Genomic DNA, 17,862 nt, shown 5'->3' on the forward strand with positions numbered 1-17,862 from the left:
CGACTCGGCCGCCATTTCCCACTACTCGAGGAAAAGAAAGGCAACGCCCCGGCCGTAGCGGCCGGGGCGTTGCTTTTGTCGGACTACTCGGAATCCGGCTTGGGCTTCTCGATGTTCGTCGGCTCGTCCTGGTCGGGGAGCTCGATATCGGAGACGGTCGCGCCCTCCAGCGGCGGTACGTCCGGGACGACGGAGCGCTTCTGGCCGGTGAAGGTGAACTGCGCGGCAGGACCCTCACCGTCGACGTCGACCAGCACGATCTCGCCGGGGCCGATGTCGCCGTAGAGCATCTTCTCGGCGAGCACGTCCTCGAGCTCGCGCTGAACCGTGCGGCGCAGCGGTCGAGCACCCAGGACCGGGTCGAAGCCGCGCTCGGCGAGCACCTTCTTCGCGGCCGTGGTGAGCTCGATGCCCATGTCGCGGTCCTTGAGACGGATCTCGACGGCCGCGATCATGTTGTCGACCATCGCGATGATCTGCTCCTGCGACAGCGGCGGGAACACGATGACCTCGTCGACACGGTTGAGGAACTCAGGACGGAAGTGCTGCTTGAGCTCGTCGGAGACCTTGGCCTTCATCCGGTCGTAGGAGCCCGCGGCGTCGCTGGCCTGGGAGAAGCCCAGGTTGACCGACTTCGCGATGTCCCTCGTGCCGAGGTTGGTGGTCATGATGATGACGGTGTTCTTGAAGTCGACCACGCGGCCCTGGGAGTCGGTCAGGCGACCTTCCTCCAGGATCTGCAGCAGCGAGTTGAAGATGTCCGGGTGAGCCTTCTCGACCTCATCGAAGAGGACCACGGAGAACGGCTTGCGGCGCACCTTCTCGGTGAGCTGGCCGCCCTCCTCGTAGCCCACGTAGCCCGGAGGCGAACCGAAGAGCCGCGAGACGGTGTGCTTCTCGCCGAACTCCGACATGTCGAGCTGGATCAGCGCGTCCTCGTCGCCGAAGAGGAACTCGGCGAGCGTCTTGGACAGCCAGGTCTTACCGACACCGGACGGACCGGCGAAGATGAACGAACCGCCGGGGCGCTTCGGGTCCTTCAGGCCGGCACGGGTGCGTCGGATGGCGCGGGACAGGGCCTTGACCGCCTCGTCCTGGCCAATGACACGCTTGTGGAGCTCGTCCTCCATGCGCAGCAGGCGCGCGGACTCCTCCTCGTTGACCTGCACGATCGGAATGCCGGTCGCGACGGCGAGAACCTCGGCGATGAGCTCCTCATCCACCTCGGCGACCTCGTCCATGTCGCCGGCACGCCAGGCCTTCTCACGCTCGGCCTTCTTCGCGATGAGCTGCTTCTCCTCATCGCGCAGACGGGCCGCGGCCTCGAAGTCCTGACCGTCGATCGCGGCCTCCTTGCGCTGGCGCACGTCGGCGATCTTGTCGTCGTACTCCCGCAGGTCGGCGGGGGCCGTCATCCGGCGGATGCGCAGGCGCGAGCCAGCCTCGTCGATCAGGTCGATCGCCTTGTCCGGCAGGAACCGGTCGGAGATGTAGCGGTCGGCCATCGTGACCGCGGCGACCAGGGCCTCGTCGGTGATCGTGACCCGGTGGTGGGCCTCGTAGCGGTCGCGGATGCCCTTGAGCATCTCGATCGCGACCGCGATCGTCGGCTCCGGCACCTGGATCGGCTGGAAACGGCGCTCGAGAGCCGCGTCCTTCTCCAGGTACTTCCGGTATTCGTCCAGCGTCGTCGCACCGATGGTCTGCAGCTCACCACGGGCCAGCATCGGCTTCAGGATGCTCGCCGCGTCGATCGCGCCCTCGGCCGCACCGGCACCGACGAGGGTGTGGATCTCGTCGATGAACAGCACGATGTCGCCGCGGGTCTTGATCTCCTTGAGCACCTTCTTGAGGCGCTCCTCGAAGTCACCGCGGTAACGCGAACCGGCCACGAGCGCGCCCAGGTCGAGCGTGTAGATCTGCTTGTCCTTGAGCGTCTCGGGAACGTTGCCCTTGACGATGTCCTGGGCCAGGCCCTCGACGATCGACGTCTTGCCGACGCCGGGCTCGCCGATGAGGACCGGATTGTTCTTCGTACGCCGCGACAGCACCTGCATCACGCGCTCGATCTGGCCTTCGCGACCGATGATCGGGTCGAGCTTGCCCTCGCGGGCGTCCTGGGTCAGGTTGCGGCCGAACTGGTCGAGCACGAGGCTGGAGGAAGGCGCCTCGGTCGAGGTCGTGCCGGTCGACGCGGTCGCGCCGGAGGTGCCGGCCTGGCCCTCCTTGCCCTGGAAGCCCGAGAGCAGCTGGATGACCTGCTGGCGGACCCGGTTGAGGTCGGCGCCGAGCTTCTGCAGCACCTGGGCGGCGACGCCCTCGCCCTCACGGATGAGGCCGAGCAGGATGTGCTCGGTGCCGATGTAGGAGTGGCCGAGCTGCAGCGCCTCGCGCAGGGACAGCTCGAGCACCTTCTTGGCACGCGGCGTGAACGGGATGTGCCCGGACGGTGCCTGCTGGCCCTGGCCGATGATCTCCTCGACCTGGTTGCGCACCGCCTCGAGCGAGATGTCGAGGGACTCGAGGGCCTTGGCAGCGACGCCTTCTCCCTCGTGGATCAGGCCGAGCAGGATGTGCTCGGTCCCGATGTAGTTGTGGGAGAGCATGCGGGCCTCTTCCTGGGCCAGCACGACCACCCGGCGGGCTCGGTCAGTGAACCGCTCGAACATGTACGCATCTCTCCTAAGAATTCTGGGGCGTCACCAAGATTCAACCCCGCAGACAGCCTACGCGTTCCCGACAACACAACGCGATCCGTGCGCTGAGAGCGAACACGCGTTCCGTACGCCGGACAGACGCCTGGTCACAGCCGACCTCACACAAAGGCGGCTGCCGCGCCCCGGAGGGCGCGACAGCCGGACGTTCGGTGCGGTGAGACCAGTTGTCAGTGAGCCGCTTCGAAAGCCGCTCGGACGTCGGCCGGAATGCGGCCACGGTCGGGAACGGTGTAACCGTTGGCCTTCCCCCACTCGCGCATGACCTTCGGGGTCGAGCCACCGGCGGCGGGCGCCTTCTTGGCGCCACCGCGACGGCCGCTCACCTTCTGGGCGTGACCGATGAAGAGCGCGAGAGAATCACGAAGCTTTGCCGCATTGGCATCGCTGAGATCAATCTCGTAGGACGTGCCGTCCAGGGCAAAAGACACCGTCTCAGCAGCTTCCGAGCCATCGATGTCATCCTCGAGGATGATCTGAACCTTCTTAGCCATGTTCCTACCTTCACTGCTCTTCTTCACCCGGAAACGGGCCGAATATAGCCATCGCCGTTAAGCGAGATGCCCATAGCATTACATACGATCCGGATGAATCAACAGGCCGCCATACTGAAAAGACTAACGAACGGCATTTCGCTGGAATATGAGTTCCAGTCCCTGCATCGTCAGCCACGGAGAATGCAACGAGAAGCATTTACTCTCGTCGAGAACGAACTCCGCCAGATAGCCGGTCGCAATCACGGTGACTTCCTCGGCGGAGGCGCCCAGCTCGGCGATGATCCGAGCGACCAGACCTTCGACCTGCGCGGCGACTCCGAAGACCATTCCGGACTGCAGCGCCTCGACCGTGTTCTTGGCGATCACCGACCGCGGGCGGGCGAGCTCGACCTTGCGCAACTGCGCACCGCGCCGCCCCAGCGCCTCCAGCGACAGCTCGATCCCGGGCAGGATCGCGCCACCGACGTACTGTCCCGCGGCGTTGACCACGTCGAAGGTCGTCGCCGTGCCGCGGAAGTCGACCACGATCGCGGGGCCGCCGTGGAGAGCCACCGCCGCGACCGCGTTGGCGATCCGGTCGGTGCCGACCTCGCGCGGGTTGTCCATCAGGATCGGGATGCCGGAGCGTACGCCGGGCTCGACCACCACGCTCTCGACCGAGCCGAGATGGCGGGCCATCATCTCGCGCCACTCGTGCAGGACCGAGGGCACCGTCGCACACACGACGACACCGTCCACGCTCGCCACCAACGCGTCGCCGAGAATCCCCCGCAGCAGCGCCCACCACTCGTCGGCGGTGCGGTGCTCGAGCGTGGAGACCCGCCAGTCCGCGGACACGACGCCGTCGGCGATCAGCCCGAGCACCGTATGGCTGTTGCCGATGTTGACAGCGAGCAGGGACATGGCGGGCCGCCTCAGCCCTCGGACAGGTCGAAGCCGATGTCGAAGACCTTCACCGAGTGGGTCAGCGCACCGACGGAGAGATAGTCGACTCCGGTCTCGGCGACCTCGCGGGCCCGGTCCAGGGTCAGTCCGCCGGAGGCCTCGAGCACCGCACGCCCGGCGGTGATCTCGACGGCCTCCTTCATCATCACGGTCGACATGTTGTCGAGCATGATCCGGCCGCAGCCCGCGTCGAGAAGCGCCGTGAGCTCCTCGAGCGTGGTCACCTCGACCTCGATCGGCACGTCCGGGTAGGCGAACTTCACGGCCTCATACGCCTGCACCGCGCCACCCGCGGCGACGATGTGGTTGTCCTTGACCAGCGCCATGTCGGAGAGCGACATCCGGTGGTTGGCGCCGCCGCCGCAACGTACGGCGTACTTCTCGAGCGCCCGGAAGCCGGGCAGCGTCTTGCGGGTGTCGAGGACCTGCGCGCCGGTCCCTTCCAGCGCCTCGGTCCAGGCCGCGACACCGGTGGCGACGCCGGAGAGGTGGGAGGCGTAGTTGAGCGCCGTACGCTCCGCGGTCAGCAGCCCGCGGGTCGGCCCGGCGATCCGCATGATGACGTCCCCGGCCTTCACCTTCGAGCCGTCCTTGACGCGGTCGGTGACCGTGACCGAGTCACCCATGACGTACGCGAAGACGAGCTCGGCCACGCCGAGGCCGGCCACGACGCCGTCCTCCCGGGCGGCGAAGACGCCGATCCCGGTCGAGTCGGGGGCGATGGTGGCCACCGAGGTGACGTCCTCGCTGGGCATCTCACCGGGAGCGGCCGTGGGCAGGTCCTCGTCGAGAGCGAGCTCGACGGCGTCGTAGACCTCGCCGGCGTCCAGGCCGGCGTTGGTCAGCTCGTCGCGCAGCGGCTGCGGGATCTCGTCGAAGGGCACGCGTCGGATGGTCATCAGGCTCCTGCCATGGTGGACTGCGTTGAATTTTTCTGGGTCGGGTCGGTCGCTGGGGCCGGGGTGAAGATGGCGACAGTCTCGCCGTCCCGGAGTCTCAGGTCGAAGTGGCCGGCGAACCCGGCGTCGTCACGCTCGGCGAAGTCCTCGCGCCAGTGGGACCCGCGGGTCTCCTCGCGCAGCAGCGCGGACGTCGCCAGCGCGAGCGAGACGGTCAGCAGGTTGGTCGCCTCCCAGGCGGCCGGGTCGATCTCGGTCGCCGGGGTGCTCCCGAGCTGCTCGAGCTCGTCGATCGCCTCGCCGAGGCCGGTCGCGTTGCGGAGGACTCCGACCTTGGTCGTCATCGTCTCCTGCAGCTGCTTGAGCGCGGTGCCGGGGACGAGCGTGCGCCCGGTGCCGGGCCCCGGGGCCGGGTCCTCCAGCTGCCGCAGCTCGCCGGGCAGGACCTCGGCGATCCGGCGCGAGAAGACCAGCCCCTCGAGCAGCGAGTTGGACGCGAGCCGGTTGGCGCCGTGGACGCCGCTGCAGGCGACCTCGCCGGTGGCGTAGAGCCCGGGCACGTCCGAACGCCCCCACAGGTCGGTGCGTACGCCGCCCGAGGCGTAGTGGCACGCCGGAGCGACCGGGATCAGGTCGACGGACGGGTCGACGCCGTGCTGCTCGCACGAGGCGAGGATGTTGGGGAACCGCTTCTCCCAGAACTCACGACCGAGGTGACGGGCGTCGAGCCACATGTTGGGGTGTCCGGTCTCGAGCATCCGCTTCATGATCGCCTTGGAGACGATGTCGCGCGGAGCCAGGTCGCCGAGCTCGTGCACGCCCTCCATCAGCCGGTTGCCGTCCCAGTCGACCAGGAAGGCGCCCTCGCCGCGTACGGCCTCGGAGATCAGCGGCTGCTGACCGCGCGAGTCATCACCCAGATACATCACCGTGGGGTGGAACTGGACGAACTCGAGGTCGCGCAGGGTCGCGCCGGCCCGCAGCGCGATCGCCATCCCGTCTGCGGTGGCGACGGCGGGGTTGGTGGTCTGGGAGAAGACCTGGCCGAGGCCGCCGGAGGCGAGCACGACGGCACGGGTACGCACGATCCCGACGCCGTCGGCGTCGCCCTCGCCCATCACGTGGATGGTCAGGCCGGCCACGCCGCCGTCGGCGGCCGTCAGCAGGTCGACGACCATCGCGTGCTCGAAGACCAGGATCTCCGGAGCGCGGCGTACGGCCTCCATCAGTGCGCGCTGGATCTCGGCGCCGGTCGCGTCGCCGTCGGCGTGCGCGATCCGGTCCCGCCGATGGCCGCCCTCGCGGGTGAGCGAGAGGTTGCCGGCGGGGTCCTTGTCGAACTCGGCGCCCCACTCGATCAGCTCGCGGACCGCCTCGGCACCCTCGCCGACCAGGACGCGTACGGCCTCCAGGTCGCACGCCCCGGCACCGGCCACGAGCGTGTCGACCTCGTGCTGAGCAGGGGTGTCGCCCTCGCCGAGGGCCGCCGCGATGCCGCCCTGGGCCCACTGCGTCGAGCCGGCCTTGAGCTCGTCCTTGGTGACGACGGCGACCCGCTCGACCTGGTCCTTCAGCCGCAGCGCCGCGGTCAGCCCGGCGATCCCCGAGCCCACCACGATCACGTCCGCCCACTCGGTCCAGCCCGGATCGCGAGCGGAGAGCAGCTGCATGTTCATAGGCGCACGCTACTGCGTGAGAACGAGCGGCCCACGCATCTGGTCGGTCCCTGGAACCGGCTCGCTCCTGTCGGAGCCGAGCGCGACGATGTGGTTGGCCTCGTCGACGTGGACGACGTGCGGCTCGAAAGCCTTCGCCTCCTCGGTGGTCATCTGCGCGTACGCGATCAGGATGACCAGGTCGCCGGGGTGGACCAGGTGGGCGGCGGCGCCGTTGATGCCGAGTACGCCGCTGCCGCGCTCGCCCGCGATCGTGTAGGTCTCCAGGCGGGCACCGTTGGTGATGTCGACGATGGAGACCAGCTCGCCGGGAAGGATGTCCGCGGCGTCGAGGAGGTCGGCGTCGACGGTGACCGAGCCGACGTAGTGGAGGTCTGCCTGGGTGACCGTGGCGCGGTGGATCTTGCCGGTCATCATGGTGCGCAGACGGGTCATCGGGATGCTCCGATCGTGAGGCTCATGTTGTCGATGAGTCGGGTGGTGCCGACGCGGGCGGCGACAAGGATCCGGGCTTCGGTGCCTGGTTCCGGGTGGGCGGGCAGCTCGGCGAGCGCGGGGTCGGTGACCACGAGGTAGTCGAGGTCGACCCCCTTCGCCCGGCGTAGCTCGGCACGAGCCGCGTGGAGCGCGGCCTCGACTCCGTAGGTGGCCTCGTGCTGTGCGGCGTAGAGCGCCCGCGACAGCGTCGTCGCCTCCTCCCGCTGCTCGGGCGAGAGGTAGCGGTTGCGCGAGGAGAGCGCCAGACCGTCGGCCTCACGCTGGGTCGGCGCGCCGACGACGTCGACGCCGAGGCACAGGTCGGCCGACATCCGACGGATCAGCGCGAGCTGCTGGTAGTCCTTCTGGCCGAAGACGGCGACATCGGGCTTGACCAGCCCGAACAGCTTCGCGACGACGGTGAGCACGCCGCCGAAGTGGCCCGGCCGGGTCTTGCCCTCGAGCACGTCGCCGAGCGGCCCGGGGGCCACGGTGACCTGCGGGTCGCCACCCGGGTAGACCTCGTCGACCGACGGCGCGAAGACGACGTCGACGCCCTCACGCTCGCAGACCTCGAGGTCGGCATCGAGCGTGCGCGGGTAGCGGTCGAGGTCCTCCCCCGCGCCGAACTGCAGCGGGTTGACGAAGATCGACACGACGACGGGACCGTCGCCGACCCGCTCGCGGGCGACGCGCATCAGCGACGCATGCCCCTCGTGCAGCGCTCCCATCGTCGGCACGAAGCCGACGGAGACGCCGTCGCGGCGGGCGGGGTCGAGAAGCTTGGCGAGCTCCTCGCGCGTGGAAGCGAGAACGGTCATCACTGGTTCCAGGTGTGGATCGGACGCGGGAGGGGCTGCACGGCAGCACGATCCGCCTCGTCGAGCAGGTTCTTGATCTTGAGCGCCCGGATGGGCAGCAGCCGCCCGTCGGAGACGGCCCGGTCGAGGGTGGCCCGCGCCATGGAGACGTACGACGCCAGGGTCTGCGGCGCGTTGGTGCGGATGTCGTCGAGGTGGGCTGCCACCGTGCCGGCGTCGCCGCGGACGATCGGGCCGGTCAGCGCGGCGTCACCGTGGTCCAGAGCGTTGTCGAGGGCCGCCGTCAGCAGCGGCCGCAGCGTGCCCGCGGGGTCGGTGGCACCGGCGGCGGCGAGGATCTCCATCGCCTCGGTGACCAGGGTGACCAGGTGGTTCGCGCCGTGGGCGAGACCGGCGTGGTAGAGCGTCCGCATCTCTTCGGGCACCCACATCGGCTTGCCGCCGAGGTCCTGGACCAGTGCCTCGGCGAAGGCCCGGTCGGCGGGGGTGGCGGCGGTCAGACCGAAGACACAGCCGGTGAGCCGGGCGAGGTCGACCGAGGTGCCGGAGAAGGTCATCGCCGGGTGGACGGCCATCACGTGAGCGCCGATCGCGGCGGCCGGCTCGAGGATCGCCAGGCCGTGGCGGCCGGAGGTGTGGGCGACGTACATCCCGGGCCGGATGGCGCCGGCGTCCGTCATCGTCTTGACGACGTTGCCGAGCATGTCGTCGGGGACGGTGAGAAGAAGGAGGTCGCACGCGCGAGCGACAGCGGTCGGCTTCTCGACCGGAACACCCGGGAGAAGGTCGGCGATCCGCCCGCGAGAGGCGTCCGACTCCCCTGCGACGGCGACGATCGAGTGGCCCGCGGAACGCAGTGCTGCTGCAAGGACGGCCCCGACGCGACCCGCGCCGACGACGCCCACCCTGAGTGGGTTCATGGTGGTAGACCTTTCGTTCCAGTCCCTCCGACCACTCCCCCTTGTGAGCGGAGCCGGGATGGGTACCAGACGTTGTGCCTGCGAGCTCGGCCACGGTGACCGAGACGAAACAAAGGTACGCCGCCGGTCACTCTTCCGAAACATCACGATGACGTGACTGCGATCACACGAGCCCCGGCGGCCATGGACCCCACGCCGAACCAACGGCTCGGTATCGCCTCACCCCCAGCATTGGAGTCCGCAGCGCGCGACATGGAAGAATCCACCCCTCCTCGTCATCTACCTAAGGGTTTGTGTTCAGTGCTTCGTAACGTTGCCGTGCTGCTTGCCGGCGGTGTGGGCTCCCGCGTGGGTCTCGACATCCCGAAGCAGCTCATCAAGATCGCTGGGATGCCGATCATGGAGCACACCCTCGGCGTGCTCGACCGCCACCCTCAGATCGACGAGATCATCATCCTGATGGCCCCCGGCCACCTCGACGCCGTGCACGCGATGACCCGCGACGGCCGCTACCCGAAGGTCTCCAAGATCCTCGAGGGCGCCGACACCCGCAACGAGACGACCAAGCTCGCCCTGGCCGCCCTCCCCGAGGGCGAAGACTGCAACGTACTCCTCCACGACGCCGTGCGCCCGCTGCTCAGCGAGGACGTGATCACCGACTGCTTCAAGGCGCTGGTGACCTACCAGGCCGTCGACGTGGCCATCCCGTCCGCGGACACGATCATCGAGCTCAACGACGACAACACCATCTCGCAGATCCCGGACCGCTCGCGGCTGCGCCGCGGCCAGACCCCGCAGGCCTTCCTCGCCTCGACGCTGAAGCGGGCCTACGAGATCGCCGACCAGGACCCGAAGTTCAAGGCGACCGACGACTGCAGCGTCGTGCTGAAGTACCTGCCCGACACCAAGATCTGGGTGGTCGACGGTCACGAGCAGAACATGAAGGTCACCGAGCCGATCGACGTCTACATCGCCGACAAGCTCTTCCAGCTCACCGCTCACCAGCAGTTCCCGCAGAAGGCGGAGGCCGACTACCGGGCCGCACTCGAGGGCAAGAACATGGTGGTCTTCGGCGGCAGCTACGGCATCGGCGCCGACATCGCGGAGCTGGCCGAGTCCTACGGCGCCAACGTCGCCTCCTACAGCCGCTCGGCCACCAACACCGACGTCGCCAAGCGGGCCGACATCGTCGCCGCGGCGGCCGACGCCGGCAAGCGTTTCGGCTCGATCGACTTCGTGGTCAACACCGCTGGTGTGCTGCCGCGCGGCGAGCTCGCCACGGTCTCGGAGGAGACGATCTACAGCGCGACCGAGATCAACTACATCGCGCCGGTCCTGATCGCCCAGGAGTTCTTCCCCTACCTCGCCCGGGCGAAGGGCTCGCTGCTCTTCTTCACCTCGAGCTCCTACACCCGCGGTCGCCGCGGCTACGCGCTCTACTCCTCCGCGAAGGCGGCCACGGTCAACCTGACCCAGGCCCTCGCCGACGAGTGGGCCGACCAGGGCGTACGCGTCAACGCGATCAACCCCGAGCGCACCGGCACCCCGATGCGCACGAAGGCGTTCGGCCAGGAGCCGTCCCACACGCTGCTGGAGTCGAAGGCGGTCGCGCGGGCGTCGCTCGACACCCTGATCGCCTCGAGCACCGGCCACGTCATCGACCTGCGCCGCATCGACCCGATCCAGGAGGCCCTGGACGCTGCGGCGGGGAACTGACCCGATGACCAGCGCCCCGACCGTCCCCGAGGACACCGCCCCCGCCTCCGACCCCGCCCCCGAGCCCAAGAAGAAGGCCGTACGCCGCTCCCGGCTCGGCGCGCTCGACGCGCTCCGCTTCATCGCGGCAGCCGTCGTCGTCGGCTACCACCTGACCGGCATCGCGACCCCTTACTGGGGTGTCGACCCCCGCGAGGTCTTCCCGACCCTCAACCACGTCACTCGCTACGGCTACCTCGGCGTGGAGCTCTTCTTCATCATCAGCGGCTTCGTGATCCTGATGACCGCGTGGGGTCGTGACCTGCCCCGTTTCGTATCCTCCCGCGTCGCCCGGCTGTTCCCCGCCTACTGGGTCGCCGTCATCATCACGCTGATCCTCCAGGCGTACTGGAAGGGCGGCCGCGACCAGGGGTTCGTCGGCGGTCTGATCAACATGACGATGACGCAGGACGCCTGGGACGTACTCAGTGCCCAGGGTGCCTTCTGGACGCTCTGGATCGAGCTCAAGTTCTACCTGTTGATCGGCGTCTTCCTGCTCGTCGGGATCACCAAGCAGCGGGTGATCGCGGTCGTGTTCCTGTGGCCGCTGCTGGCCCAGATCGCCCGCGCGACCGACTCCGGCATGCTCAACTCGCTGCTCTTCGCCGAGTACGCCCCGTTCTTCGCGATGGGCATGGCGCTGTTCCTCATCTACCGGTTCGGCAACTCGTTCATCGCCTGGCTCGCGGTGGCCTACAACGTGATCCTGGGCATCCGCCAGGCGACGGAGTACGCCGACCGGGCCACGGAGCTGGTCGGCGCCACCGTCTCGCCGGTGATCACCGGGTGGGCGATCGTGGGGTTCGCGGCGCTCGTCTGGCTGGTCTCGGCCGGCCCGCTGGGCCGGGTCGAGGCGCGCTTCCTGACGACGCTCGGGGCGCTGACCTACCCGCTCTACCTGATCCACGCGCAGTTCGCGTTCTGGATCATCGACGAGTTCCACGGCCGCTACGACGAGTACGTCGTCCTGGCCGCTGCCGTCTCGACCGCCCTCGTGCTGGCCATCGCGCTCCACTACCTCATCGAGCGCCGGCTCCACGACCCGGTCCGCGACGCCGTCTTGCGTGGTTTACGGGAGACTCCGCTTCAACAGCGCTAATGTCTCTCCATGCTGACTCGAGGCCGGCAGAATCGCGGCGCTGCGGTTCAGCCCCGACACATCAATCCCTCCCGCGTTCGTCTCCGTCAGGAGATGGCACGCTTCGCCAAAGGCACCAAGCGTGGCATGCGTGTCCTGGACGCCGGGGCGGGCCGCTCGCCCTACCGGAAGCTGTTCAAGCACGCCCAGTACGAGGCCGCTGACTTCGCTCAGCTGAGCTCGGCGTACGCACCGCTGGACTACGTCTGCGACATCACCGACATCCCGGTCGACGACGGCAGCTTCGACCGGGTGATCTGCAACCAGGTCCTCGAGCACGTGCCCGAGCCGGAGAAGGCCATCGCCGAGCTCTTCCGCGTGCTCAAGCCGGGCGGCCGGATCTTCCTCTCCGCGCCCCTCTTCTTCGCCGAGCACCAGAAGCCCTACGACTTCTTCCGCTACACCCAGTTCTCGCTGCGGAAGATGTTCGAGGAGGCCGGCTTCGAGATCGCCAGGATGAACTGGCTCGAGGGCTACTTCGGGACGGTCGCCTACAGCTACCAGATGATGGCGAAGAACCTCCCCGCGAACGTCGGTGAGCTCCGCGGGCGCGGTCTGCGCTGGAAGCTCGCCTACGTCGCCCCGATCGTGCTCCTCAACCGGAAGCTCGCCGTCCGGCTCAGCCGCCTCTACGCGCGGCTGGAGGTCTCCGGTCGCCGCTTCGAGCGCGGGATGCCGAAGAACTACGTCGTGGTCGCGAGCAAGCCCGCCGACGGGACGCCACCAGCATCGAAGCAGCCCGAGGCCGAGACGAAGGCCGAGACGAAGACCGGAACGAAGCCCGCCCCGACCATGGCCGAGCTCCAGGCCGAGGTCGAGAGGCTGAGGATGGAGACCGTACGCACCCGGGAGTCCCTGCGCGACCCGCTGGTCGATCTCGCGCTTCCGGCCGAGGTCCGCACCGTCCTCGACGGTGTCCGTGCCGAGCACCTGACGTACCTCAAGCCCGAGAACCTGCAGGTGCTCGCCCGCCAGGTGCTGGACGCCGACATCCAGGACCGGCCCGGCCTGATCATCGAGACCGGCGCGGCGCTCGGTGGCTCCGCGATCGTGATGGCCGCGGCGAAGGACCCGAAGCGGCCGATGCGGGTCTACGACGTCTTCGGGATGATCCCGGAGCCGTCCGAGCGCGACGGTGACGACGTGCACAAGCGCTACCAGAAGATCGTCAGCGGCACGTCGAAGGGCATCGGCGGAGAGACCTACTACGGCTATCGCGACAACCTCTACGACGAGGTGAGCGACTCATTCACCCGGCACGGGATCTCGCCGGCCGAGCACAACGTGGAACTGGTACAGGGCCTCTTCCAGGACACGCTGAAGGTCGACGAGCCGGTCGCCTTCGCCCACCTCGACGGTGACTGGTACGAGTCGACGATGACGTGCTTGGAGCGGATCGCCCCCCACCTGGTCGTGGGGGGACGGATCGTGCTCGACGACTACTTCCACTACAGCGGGTGCCGCGACGCGGTCGACGAGTACTTCCAGGACCGTCCCGGCTTCCGGCTGGAGCGGCGTACGAAACTGCACGTCGTACGCACGGCCGGAGCCTGACGCCCGCGGGTCAGCGTCGCTGCAGGTGAAGGACGTCGTTCGGACCGAACGACACCTCGAAGTTCGGGCGCACCTCGCGGGGCCGGCCGAGCTTGGTCTCCCAGTTCCAGTTGTGGACCGTGAACCGGAGCCGTAGGTCGAGGTTGCGGGCCTTGTCGGAGAACTCCTCGAAGACCTCCGCGAGGTCGAACCTGGAGGCGAGCCGGAACTCGCCTCGGCCCTCGGGCGAGACCTCGAGCGGCAGCGCGGCCACCTCGCCGGTCTCGTTGCAGACGGCGTCGAGGGTGACGATGCGGTCCGCCATCACGCCCTTCGGCCACTCGCCCATCACGGTGAGCATGGCGTCGAAGCGGAGCGTACGAGAGTCACGGAAGGCGGCGGAGCTGGCCTGGGTGCGACCCAGCCGGCTGGCCGGACCCGGCAGCCGGGTCGCGACGCCCTCGGGCATCGGCCGCGCCCAGCCGAGGGCGTGGACGTCGAGCCGGGCGCGTGCCTTCTCGATCCGGCCCGGCCGCTGGGCGACGGCGCCCTCGAAGGCGACGCGCCAGTCGTCGAGGAAGGCGCGCCAGTCGTGCTTGCTCGCCTTCTCCAGGGCCTTGCGGGACATCTCGGCCACCTTCTCGGGGGCGTCGATCATCTGGATGCAGCGCTCGGCGACCGCGTCCATGTCCTCGGCCTCCACGATGTAACCGTCGACACCGTCGGTGATCTGCTCACGCGGACCGTAGTTGATGTCGTAGCTGATCACCGGGCAACCGAAGGAGAGCGACTCGAGGGTGGCGAGGGGGTAGCCCTCGTTGACGCTGGTCATGATGAACCCGGTGGCGTGCAGCAGCGCTTCCTTGGCTCGCGGGTCGTGCCCCATGAGCTGGACGTTCTTGCCGACGTCGAGCGTCTCGATCAGGTCGGCGAGCGGCTTGTAGAGCTTGCCGTCACCGTAGATCTGGAACTTGGCCTCCGGCCGCTTCTCGATCACCTTCGCGAAGGCCCTGATGGCGTGCTCGAGGCGCTTCTGCGGCTCGAGGCGGGCGACGGTGACGAACGTCGCCGGCTCCCGCTGGGGCATCGTCTCGGGCAGCTCCGGCAGCTCGACCGGGTTGGGCACCACGAACCGGTGCGAGGTCGAGCCGTAGCGCATCGCGATGTGCTCGGACTGACGGTGGGTCAGGTTCACCAGCGCGTCGTACTCGTGGATGTTGTCGAGCAACGGGGCGTACTTGCCCGAGAGCTGGGAGTTCCAGCGACGCTCCTTCACGACATGGTTGTTGTGCATGAGGTGGAGGAAGTAGAAGCGGTCGTCCTGGCGGGGCATGACGTCGCGCAGCGCGAACCGGGAGTCGGTCACGAAGAAGACCCGCTCGGCGTCGCCGGCGAGCAGCTCGAGCCAGTGCCACAGCCAGCCGCCGATGGTCTCCCACGAGCGGATCGGACGCCCCTCGGCGTCGGTGAGGATGTAGGGCACCCGGGACGCGGCCGGGGCACCCGGACCCGGCGCCCGCAGGTAGATCGACCCGTCGGCGCGACGGTAGTCACGCGCCAGGTCCTTCCCCGACTGCGAGTGGGCGGTGTAGTAGACGGTGCCGTCGGGGTGGAGTACGTCCGAGGTGGTCGTGCCGGCGACCTCGCCCAGTCGGCCACCGAGCGCGGCCACGGACTCGTCCGGCGCGTCGGTCGGGGTGTTCAGCCGGTACCACTCGTAGAGGTTGAGGAGGTCCATGCCTTCGACCAGCTGGCCCGAGTCGCGCAGCACCTCGCGCACCTCGTCGTAGACGGGCTTCGACTCGGTGGTCAGCAGCGTGGTCGGGATCCCGGTGTGCTGCGTGATCAGGCGGTTGCGCATGATCATCGCCCGCGTCTGACCGCCGAACTTGGTCGCGATCTCGTTGCACATCGTGAGGTAGCGGCCCTCGGGGAACGCGACCTGCTCGTGGGGGTTGGGGATCGGCATGCGCAGAGATTAGTCGGCGTCTTTGGGGATTGCCGATTCTTCGGGCAGGATATCCGGCCTGGATCATAGGGGGAAACGTGTGAACGGACCGCGAACATCGCGGCTCCGCCCGACGACACTGCGTCGAACCATCAATGAAGGAGTCCCATGGCCAGCCCAGCTCGACGACTCGCTCGCCAGCTGCTTCCCGAGCGCCTGCGTCAGAGCCTGACCGCTCGCGTCCCGTCCATCGCGGAGGGTGCGCCACAGGCTGCGGACATGGCGGGCAAGCCGGCGCCGATCTCCATCGAGGTCGAGCCGCTCGTCGTCGCCGCTGATCTCGACGGTGCGGTCAACGCCGCCGGCGGCGGCTTCTACGAGCGCGCCTGGGCCCTCTTCCAGGGCATCCCGGTCGACGAGTGGGCCGCCAAGGCCGCCGACGAGTACGTCATGTCCGGCCTCCACGTCGACCCCGACGCGACCCGCGCGACCCTGCGCGAGCTCGCCGAGTCCGGTGCGTCGTACGTCTCGGGTCGCGCGTGGCTCGCGATGACCAGCCGCGTCTTCGGCTTCGGCGACCAGGAGCTGGCCCGCAGCCTCTACGCCCGCCTCGACGAGGCCGTCGGCGACGGCACCAACGGCGACACCAAGTGGGTCGTCGAGAGCCGTGACTGGCTGCGCCCGTGGGTGGCGGCCGACAACGACGAGCCCGACGCCCCGGCCGCGCCGGAGGGCACCGTCTCCTACGCCGTCGTCGACTACGGCCACCCCGGCCGTTCCCGTGCCTCGGCCAACATCGGCGACCACGTCCAGACGGTCGCCTCGCTCGGTCACGTGGTGCGCCACAAGGACCTGGAGTTCACCGGCGAGTCCGAGCTCGACGACTTGGCCAACCGGCTGCGCGAGCGGGTCCGCCCCGAGCGCGTCCGCGAGGGCCTGTCCGCCAAGGTCCAGCTGATGACCCTCCAGCGCGACGCCTCGATGTACCAGCCCGTCCCGAAGGACACCTGGATGCTCGGCTTCGGGTGGTACATGCACCCGATCTTCGAGATGCGCTACGGGATGCCGTTCCACAAGAACCTGCGCCCGATCTTCGTCTCGTTCCACTGCAGCACCCGCGCCATGATGACCGACGAGACGATCGAGTACCTCAAGAAGTACGCCCCGATCGGCTGCCGCGACTGGACGACCGTCGACATCCTGCTCTCCGTCGGCGTGCCCGCCTTCTTCTCGGGCTGCCTCACCACCACGGTCTCGACCGTCTTCCCCGACGCGGACGAGCTGCCCGGTCCCGACGCGCCCGTCGGCTACGTCGACGTCTTCGACGGCAGCATCCCCGAGGGCGCCCCGACCTACGCCCAGGGCGGCCTCGACGAGGTCCGCTTCCGGCCGTTCGTGCAGAACATCGACGACGCGATCACGATGCTCGAGGGCTACCGTCGCGACCACCGCAAGCTGGTCACCAGCCGCCTGCACTGCTACCTGCCCGGTCGCAGCATCGGCATCGACATCGACTTCCGCCCGAAGAACCTCTCCGACCCGCGCTTCGCCGGCCTCAACCCGCTCACCCCCGCCGAGTTCGACGGCATCCGGGAGAGCATGAACGACCGGCTCGAGACGATCCTCACCAAGATCTTCTCCGGCGCCAGCGTCGAGGAGGTCTACACGCAGTGGCGCGAGATGAACGCCGCCGACGTCGAGATCGCCCGTCAGCGCCGGGCCGGCGCCCGCAAGGTGGGCGATCTGGTCAGCTCGATCGCTGACGACGTACGCAGCAACCCGGTCAGCACCCCGGAGCAGGTCCCGGCCGACGCGATCCACGTCGCCGTCTCGGCCCGTCCGAAGCAGCGCCCGAAGCTGCGCCGGCTGATCAAGTCCATCGCCGCCTACTCGTCCCGTCCGGTCCATCTGTGGGTCCAGACCGGTGGCACCGACCTGCGGCTCGATGAGCTCGCCCGGCCGGGGATCACGCTCAGCGCGCTGGACGTCTCCGGCTTCGACGGCATCAAGCAGCCCGACGGCAGCACGCTCCCGATCGGCCAGGTCGAGCGGCTCGTGGTCGCCGACCTGCTCCCCGACGTCGACAAGCTCGTCATCCTCCCGGTCTCCGCTGTGCTGACCGAGGACATCGCCGGGCTCGCCGACACCGACCTGGAAGGCAACCTGCTGGCTGCCGCCGACGTCGTCGGCACCCGCGCGGTCAGCGGCTTCCAGCAGATCCACGCCGCCGCCAACAAGCAGGCCGAGCGCACCACCGAGGCCGCAGAGCTGCGTCGGGACGGCCACCAGCGGCACGCCTTCGACTTCGACGCCTTCGACATCGACGTGCTCGTCCTCGACGCTGCTCAGTGGCGCGCGAAGGACCTGCTCACCTCGCTGGCGCCCTATGTCGAGACGTACGGGATGACCTACCGCAACGTGGTCCTCCTCGAGGTCGGCCCGCACCGCGTGGTCCTGCCGGAGCGTTGGAACGCGATCCCCGGCAAGACCTCGGTGGCCAAGCCGGCTCTCGCCCGGCTGCCGTGATCCTGGCCTGAGG

The 17,862-nt window shown here is 68.7% G+C and carries 13 protein-coding genes; 4 read left to right on the forward strand and 9 right to left on the reverse strand.

All coding sequences use genetic code 11. From position 1 onward, the window contains the following. Positions 1-83 precede the first annotated feature (83 nt). The 8 genes from ABT304_RS05155 to ABT304_RS05190 all read right to left on the reverse strand — a co-directional run bounded on the left by ABT304_RS05155 (position 84) and on the right by ABT304_RS05190 (position 8,949). The gene (locus tag ABT304_RS05155; protein WP_350713634.1) at positions 84-2,669 is read right to left on the reverse strand and encodes an ATP-dependent Clp protease ATP-binding subunit; all 2,586 of its coding nucleotides are present in this window, start codon (positions 2,667-2,669) and stop codon (positions 84-86) included. Between the two features lie 215 nt (positions 2,670-2,884). Beyond that, positions 2,885-3,208, reverse strand: a complete 324-nt coding sequence (locus tag ABT304_RS05160) for a histone-like nucleoid-structuring protein Lsr2 (protein WP_160026411.1) — start codon at positions 3,206-3,208, stop codon at positions 2,885-2,887. A gap of 123 nt (positions 3,209-3,331) precedes the next feature. Then, positions 3,332-4,114: a type III pantothenate kinase gene (locus ABT304_RS05165; protein ID WP_160026410.1), complete on the reverse strand. Its 783-nt coding sequence runs from the start codon at positions 4,112-4,114 to the stop codon at positions 3,332-3,334. A gap of 11 nt (positions 4,115-4,125) precedes the next feature. Next, complete coding sequence (gene nadC / locus ABT304_RS05170; RefSeq protein ID WP_350713635.1) at positions 4,126-5,055, reverse strand: carboxylating nicotinate-nucleotide diphosphorylase; 930 nt, start codon at positions 5,053-5,055, stop codon at positions 4,126-4,128. Then, positions 5,055-6,731, reverse strand: coding sequence for an L-aspartate oxidase (locus ABT304_RS05175; RefSeq protein WP_350713636.1), 1,677 nt, complete (start codon positions 6,729-6,731; stop codon positions 5,055-5,057). The genes nadC and ABT304_RS05175 overlap by 1 nt, the downstream gene beginning before the upstream one ends. A gap of 9 nt (positions 6,732-6,740) precedes the next feature. After that, the gene (panD, locus tag ABT304_RS05180; RefSeq protein ID WP_008354878.1) at positions 6,741-7,166 is read right to left on the reverse strand and encodes an aspartate 1-decarboxylase; all 426 of its coding nucleotides are present in this window, start codon (positions 7,164-7,166) and stop codon (positions 6,741-6,743) included. Then, entirely contained in the window at positions 7,163-8,029 is an 867-nt protein-coding gene (gene panC, locus ABT304_RS05185; RefSeq protein WP_350713637.1) for a pantoate--beta-alanine ligase, read from the reverse strand. Before panC ends, panD begins: the two co-directional genes overlap by 4 nt. Then, positions 8,029-8,949: a Rossmann-like and DUF2520 domain-containing protein gene (locus tag ABT304_RS05190; protein WP_350713638.1), complete on the reverse strand. Its 921-nt coding sequence runs from the start codon at positions 8,947-8,949 to the stop codon at positions 8,029-8,031. The genes panC and ABT304_RS05190 overlap by 1 nt, the downstream gene beginning before the upstream one ends. Before the next feature lie 300 nt (positions 8,950-9,249). On the opposite strand from ABT304_RS05190, the gene ABT304_RS05195 reads away from it, so the two are divergent. From ABT304_RS05195 to ABT304_RS05205, 3 genes are read left to right on the forward strand one after another with little or no spacing between them, the layout of a single operon-like run. Next, positions 9,250-10,665 carry an SDR family NAD(P)-dependent oxidoreductase gene (locus tag ABT304_RS05195; protein ID WP_350713639.1) on the forward strand — a complete coding sequence of 472 codons (1,416 nt, stop codon included), beginning with the start codon at positions 9,250-9,252 and terminating at the stop codon, positions 10,663-10,665. A gap of 4 nt (positions 10,666-10,669) precedes the next feature. Further along, complete coding sequence (locus tag ABT304_RS05200; RefSeq protein WP_160026404.1) at positions 10,670-11,803, forward strand: acyltransferase family protein; 1,134 nt, start codon at positions 10,670-10,672, stop codon at positions 11,801-11,803. Positions 11,804-11,812: 9 nt separating this feature from the next. Next, the gene (locus ABT304_RS05205; protein WP_350713640.1) at positions 11,813-13,396 is read left to right on the forward strand and encodes a TylF/MycF/NovP-related O-methyltransferase; all 1,584 of its coding nucleotides are present in this window, start codon (positions 11,813-11,815) and stop codon (positions 13,394-13,396) included. 10 nt (positions 13,397-13,406) lie between these two features. Here the strand turns inward: ABT304_RS05205 and ABT304_RS05210 are convergent, their stop codons facing one another. After that, positions 13,407-15,344 (reverse strand): glycosyltransferase, encoded by a 1,938-nt coding sequence (locus ABT304_RS05210; protein ID WP_350713641.1) that lies wholly within the window; start codon positions 15,342-15,344, stop codon positions 13,407-13,409. Positions 15,345-15,491: 147 nt separating this feature from the next. On the opposite strand from ABT304_RS05210, the gene ABT304_RS05215 reads away from it, so the two are divergent. After that, positions 15,492-17,849, forward strand: coding sequence for a glycosyltransferase family protein (locus ABT304_RS05215; RefSeq protein WP_350713642.1), 2,358 nt, complete (start codon positions 15,492-15,494; stop codon positions 17,847-17,849). Positions 17,850-17,862 lie beyond the last annotated feature (13 nt).

Source organism: Nocardioides sp. NPDC000445, from assembly GCF_040300245.1.
Classification (GTDB): Bacteria; Actinomycetota; Actinomycetes; order Propionibacteriales; family Nocardioidaceae; genus Nocardioides.

Bases quoted from the DNA above. Each gene is read 5' to 3' on its own strand.
- ABT304_RS05175 (WP_350713636.1), bottom strand. From the start codon at position 6,731: ATGAACATGCAGCTGCTCTCCGCTCGCGATCCGGGCTGGACCGAGTGG.
- ABT304_RS05200 (WP_160026404.1), top strand. From the start codon at position 10,670: ATGACCAGCGCCCCGACCGTCCCCGAGGACACCGCCCCCGCCTCCGAC.
- ABT304_RS05210 (WP_350713641.1), bottom strand. From the start codon at position 15,344: ATGCCGATCCCCAACCCCCACGAGCAGGTCGCGTTCCCCGAGGGCCGC.
- ABT304_RS05190 (WP_350713638.1), bottom strand. From the start codon at position 8,949: ATGAACCCACTCAGGGTGGGCGTCGTCGGCGCGGGTCGCGTCGGGGCC.
- ABT304_RS05165 (WP_160026410.1), bottom strand. From the start codon at position 4,114: ATGTCCCTGCTCGCTGTCAACATCGGCAACAGCCATACGGTGCTCGGG.
- panC (WP_350713637.1), bottom strand. From the start codon at position 8,029: ATGACCGTTCTCGCTTCCACGCGCGAGGAGCTCGCCAAGCTTCTCGAC.
- panD (WP_008354878.1), bottom strand. From the start codon at position 7,166: ATGACCCGTCTGCGCACCATGATGACCGGCAAGATCCACCGCGCCACG.
- ABT304_RS05205 (WP_350713640.1), top strand. From the start codon at position 11,813: ATGCTGACTCGAGGCCGGCAGAATCGCGGCGCTGCGGTTCAGCCCCGA.
- nadC (WP_350713635.1), bottom strand. From the start codon at position 5,055: ATGACCATCCGACGCGTGCCCTTCGACGAGATCCCGCAGCCGCTGCGC.
- ABT304_RS05155 (WP_350713634.1), bottom strand. From the start codon at position 2,669: ATGTTCGAGCGGTTCACTGACCGAGCCCGCCGGGTGGTCGTGCTGGCC.
- ABT304_RS05160 (WP_160026411.1), bottom strand. From the start codon at position 3,208: ATGGCTAAGAAGGTTCAGATCATCCTCGAGGATGACATCGATGGCTCG.
- ABT304_RS05215 (WP_350713642.1), top strand. From the start codon at position 15,492: ATGGCCAGCCCAGCTCGACGACTCGCTCGCCAGCTGCTTCCCGAGCGC.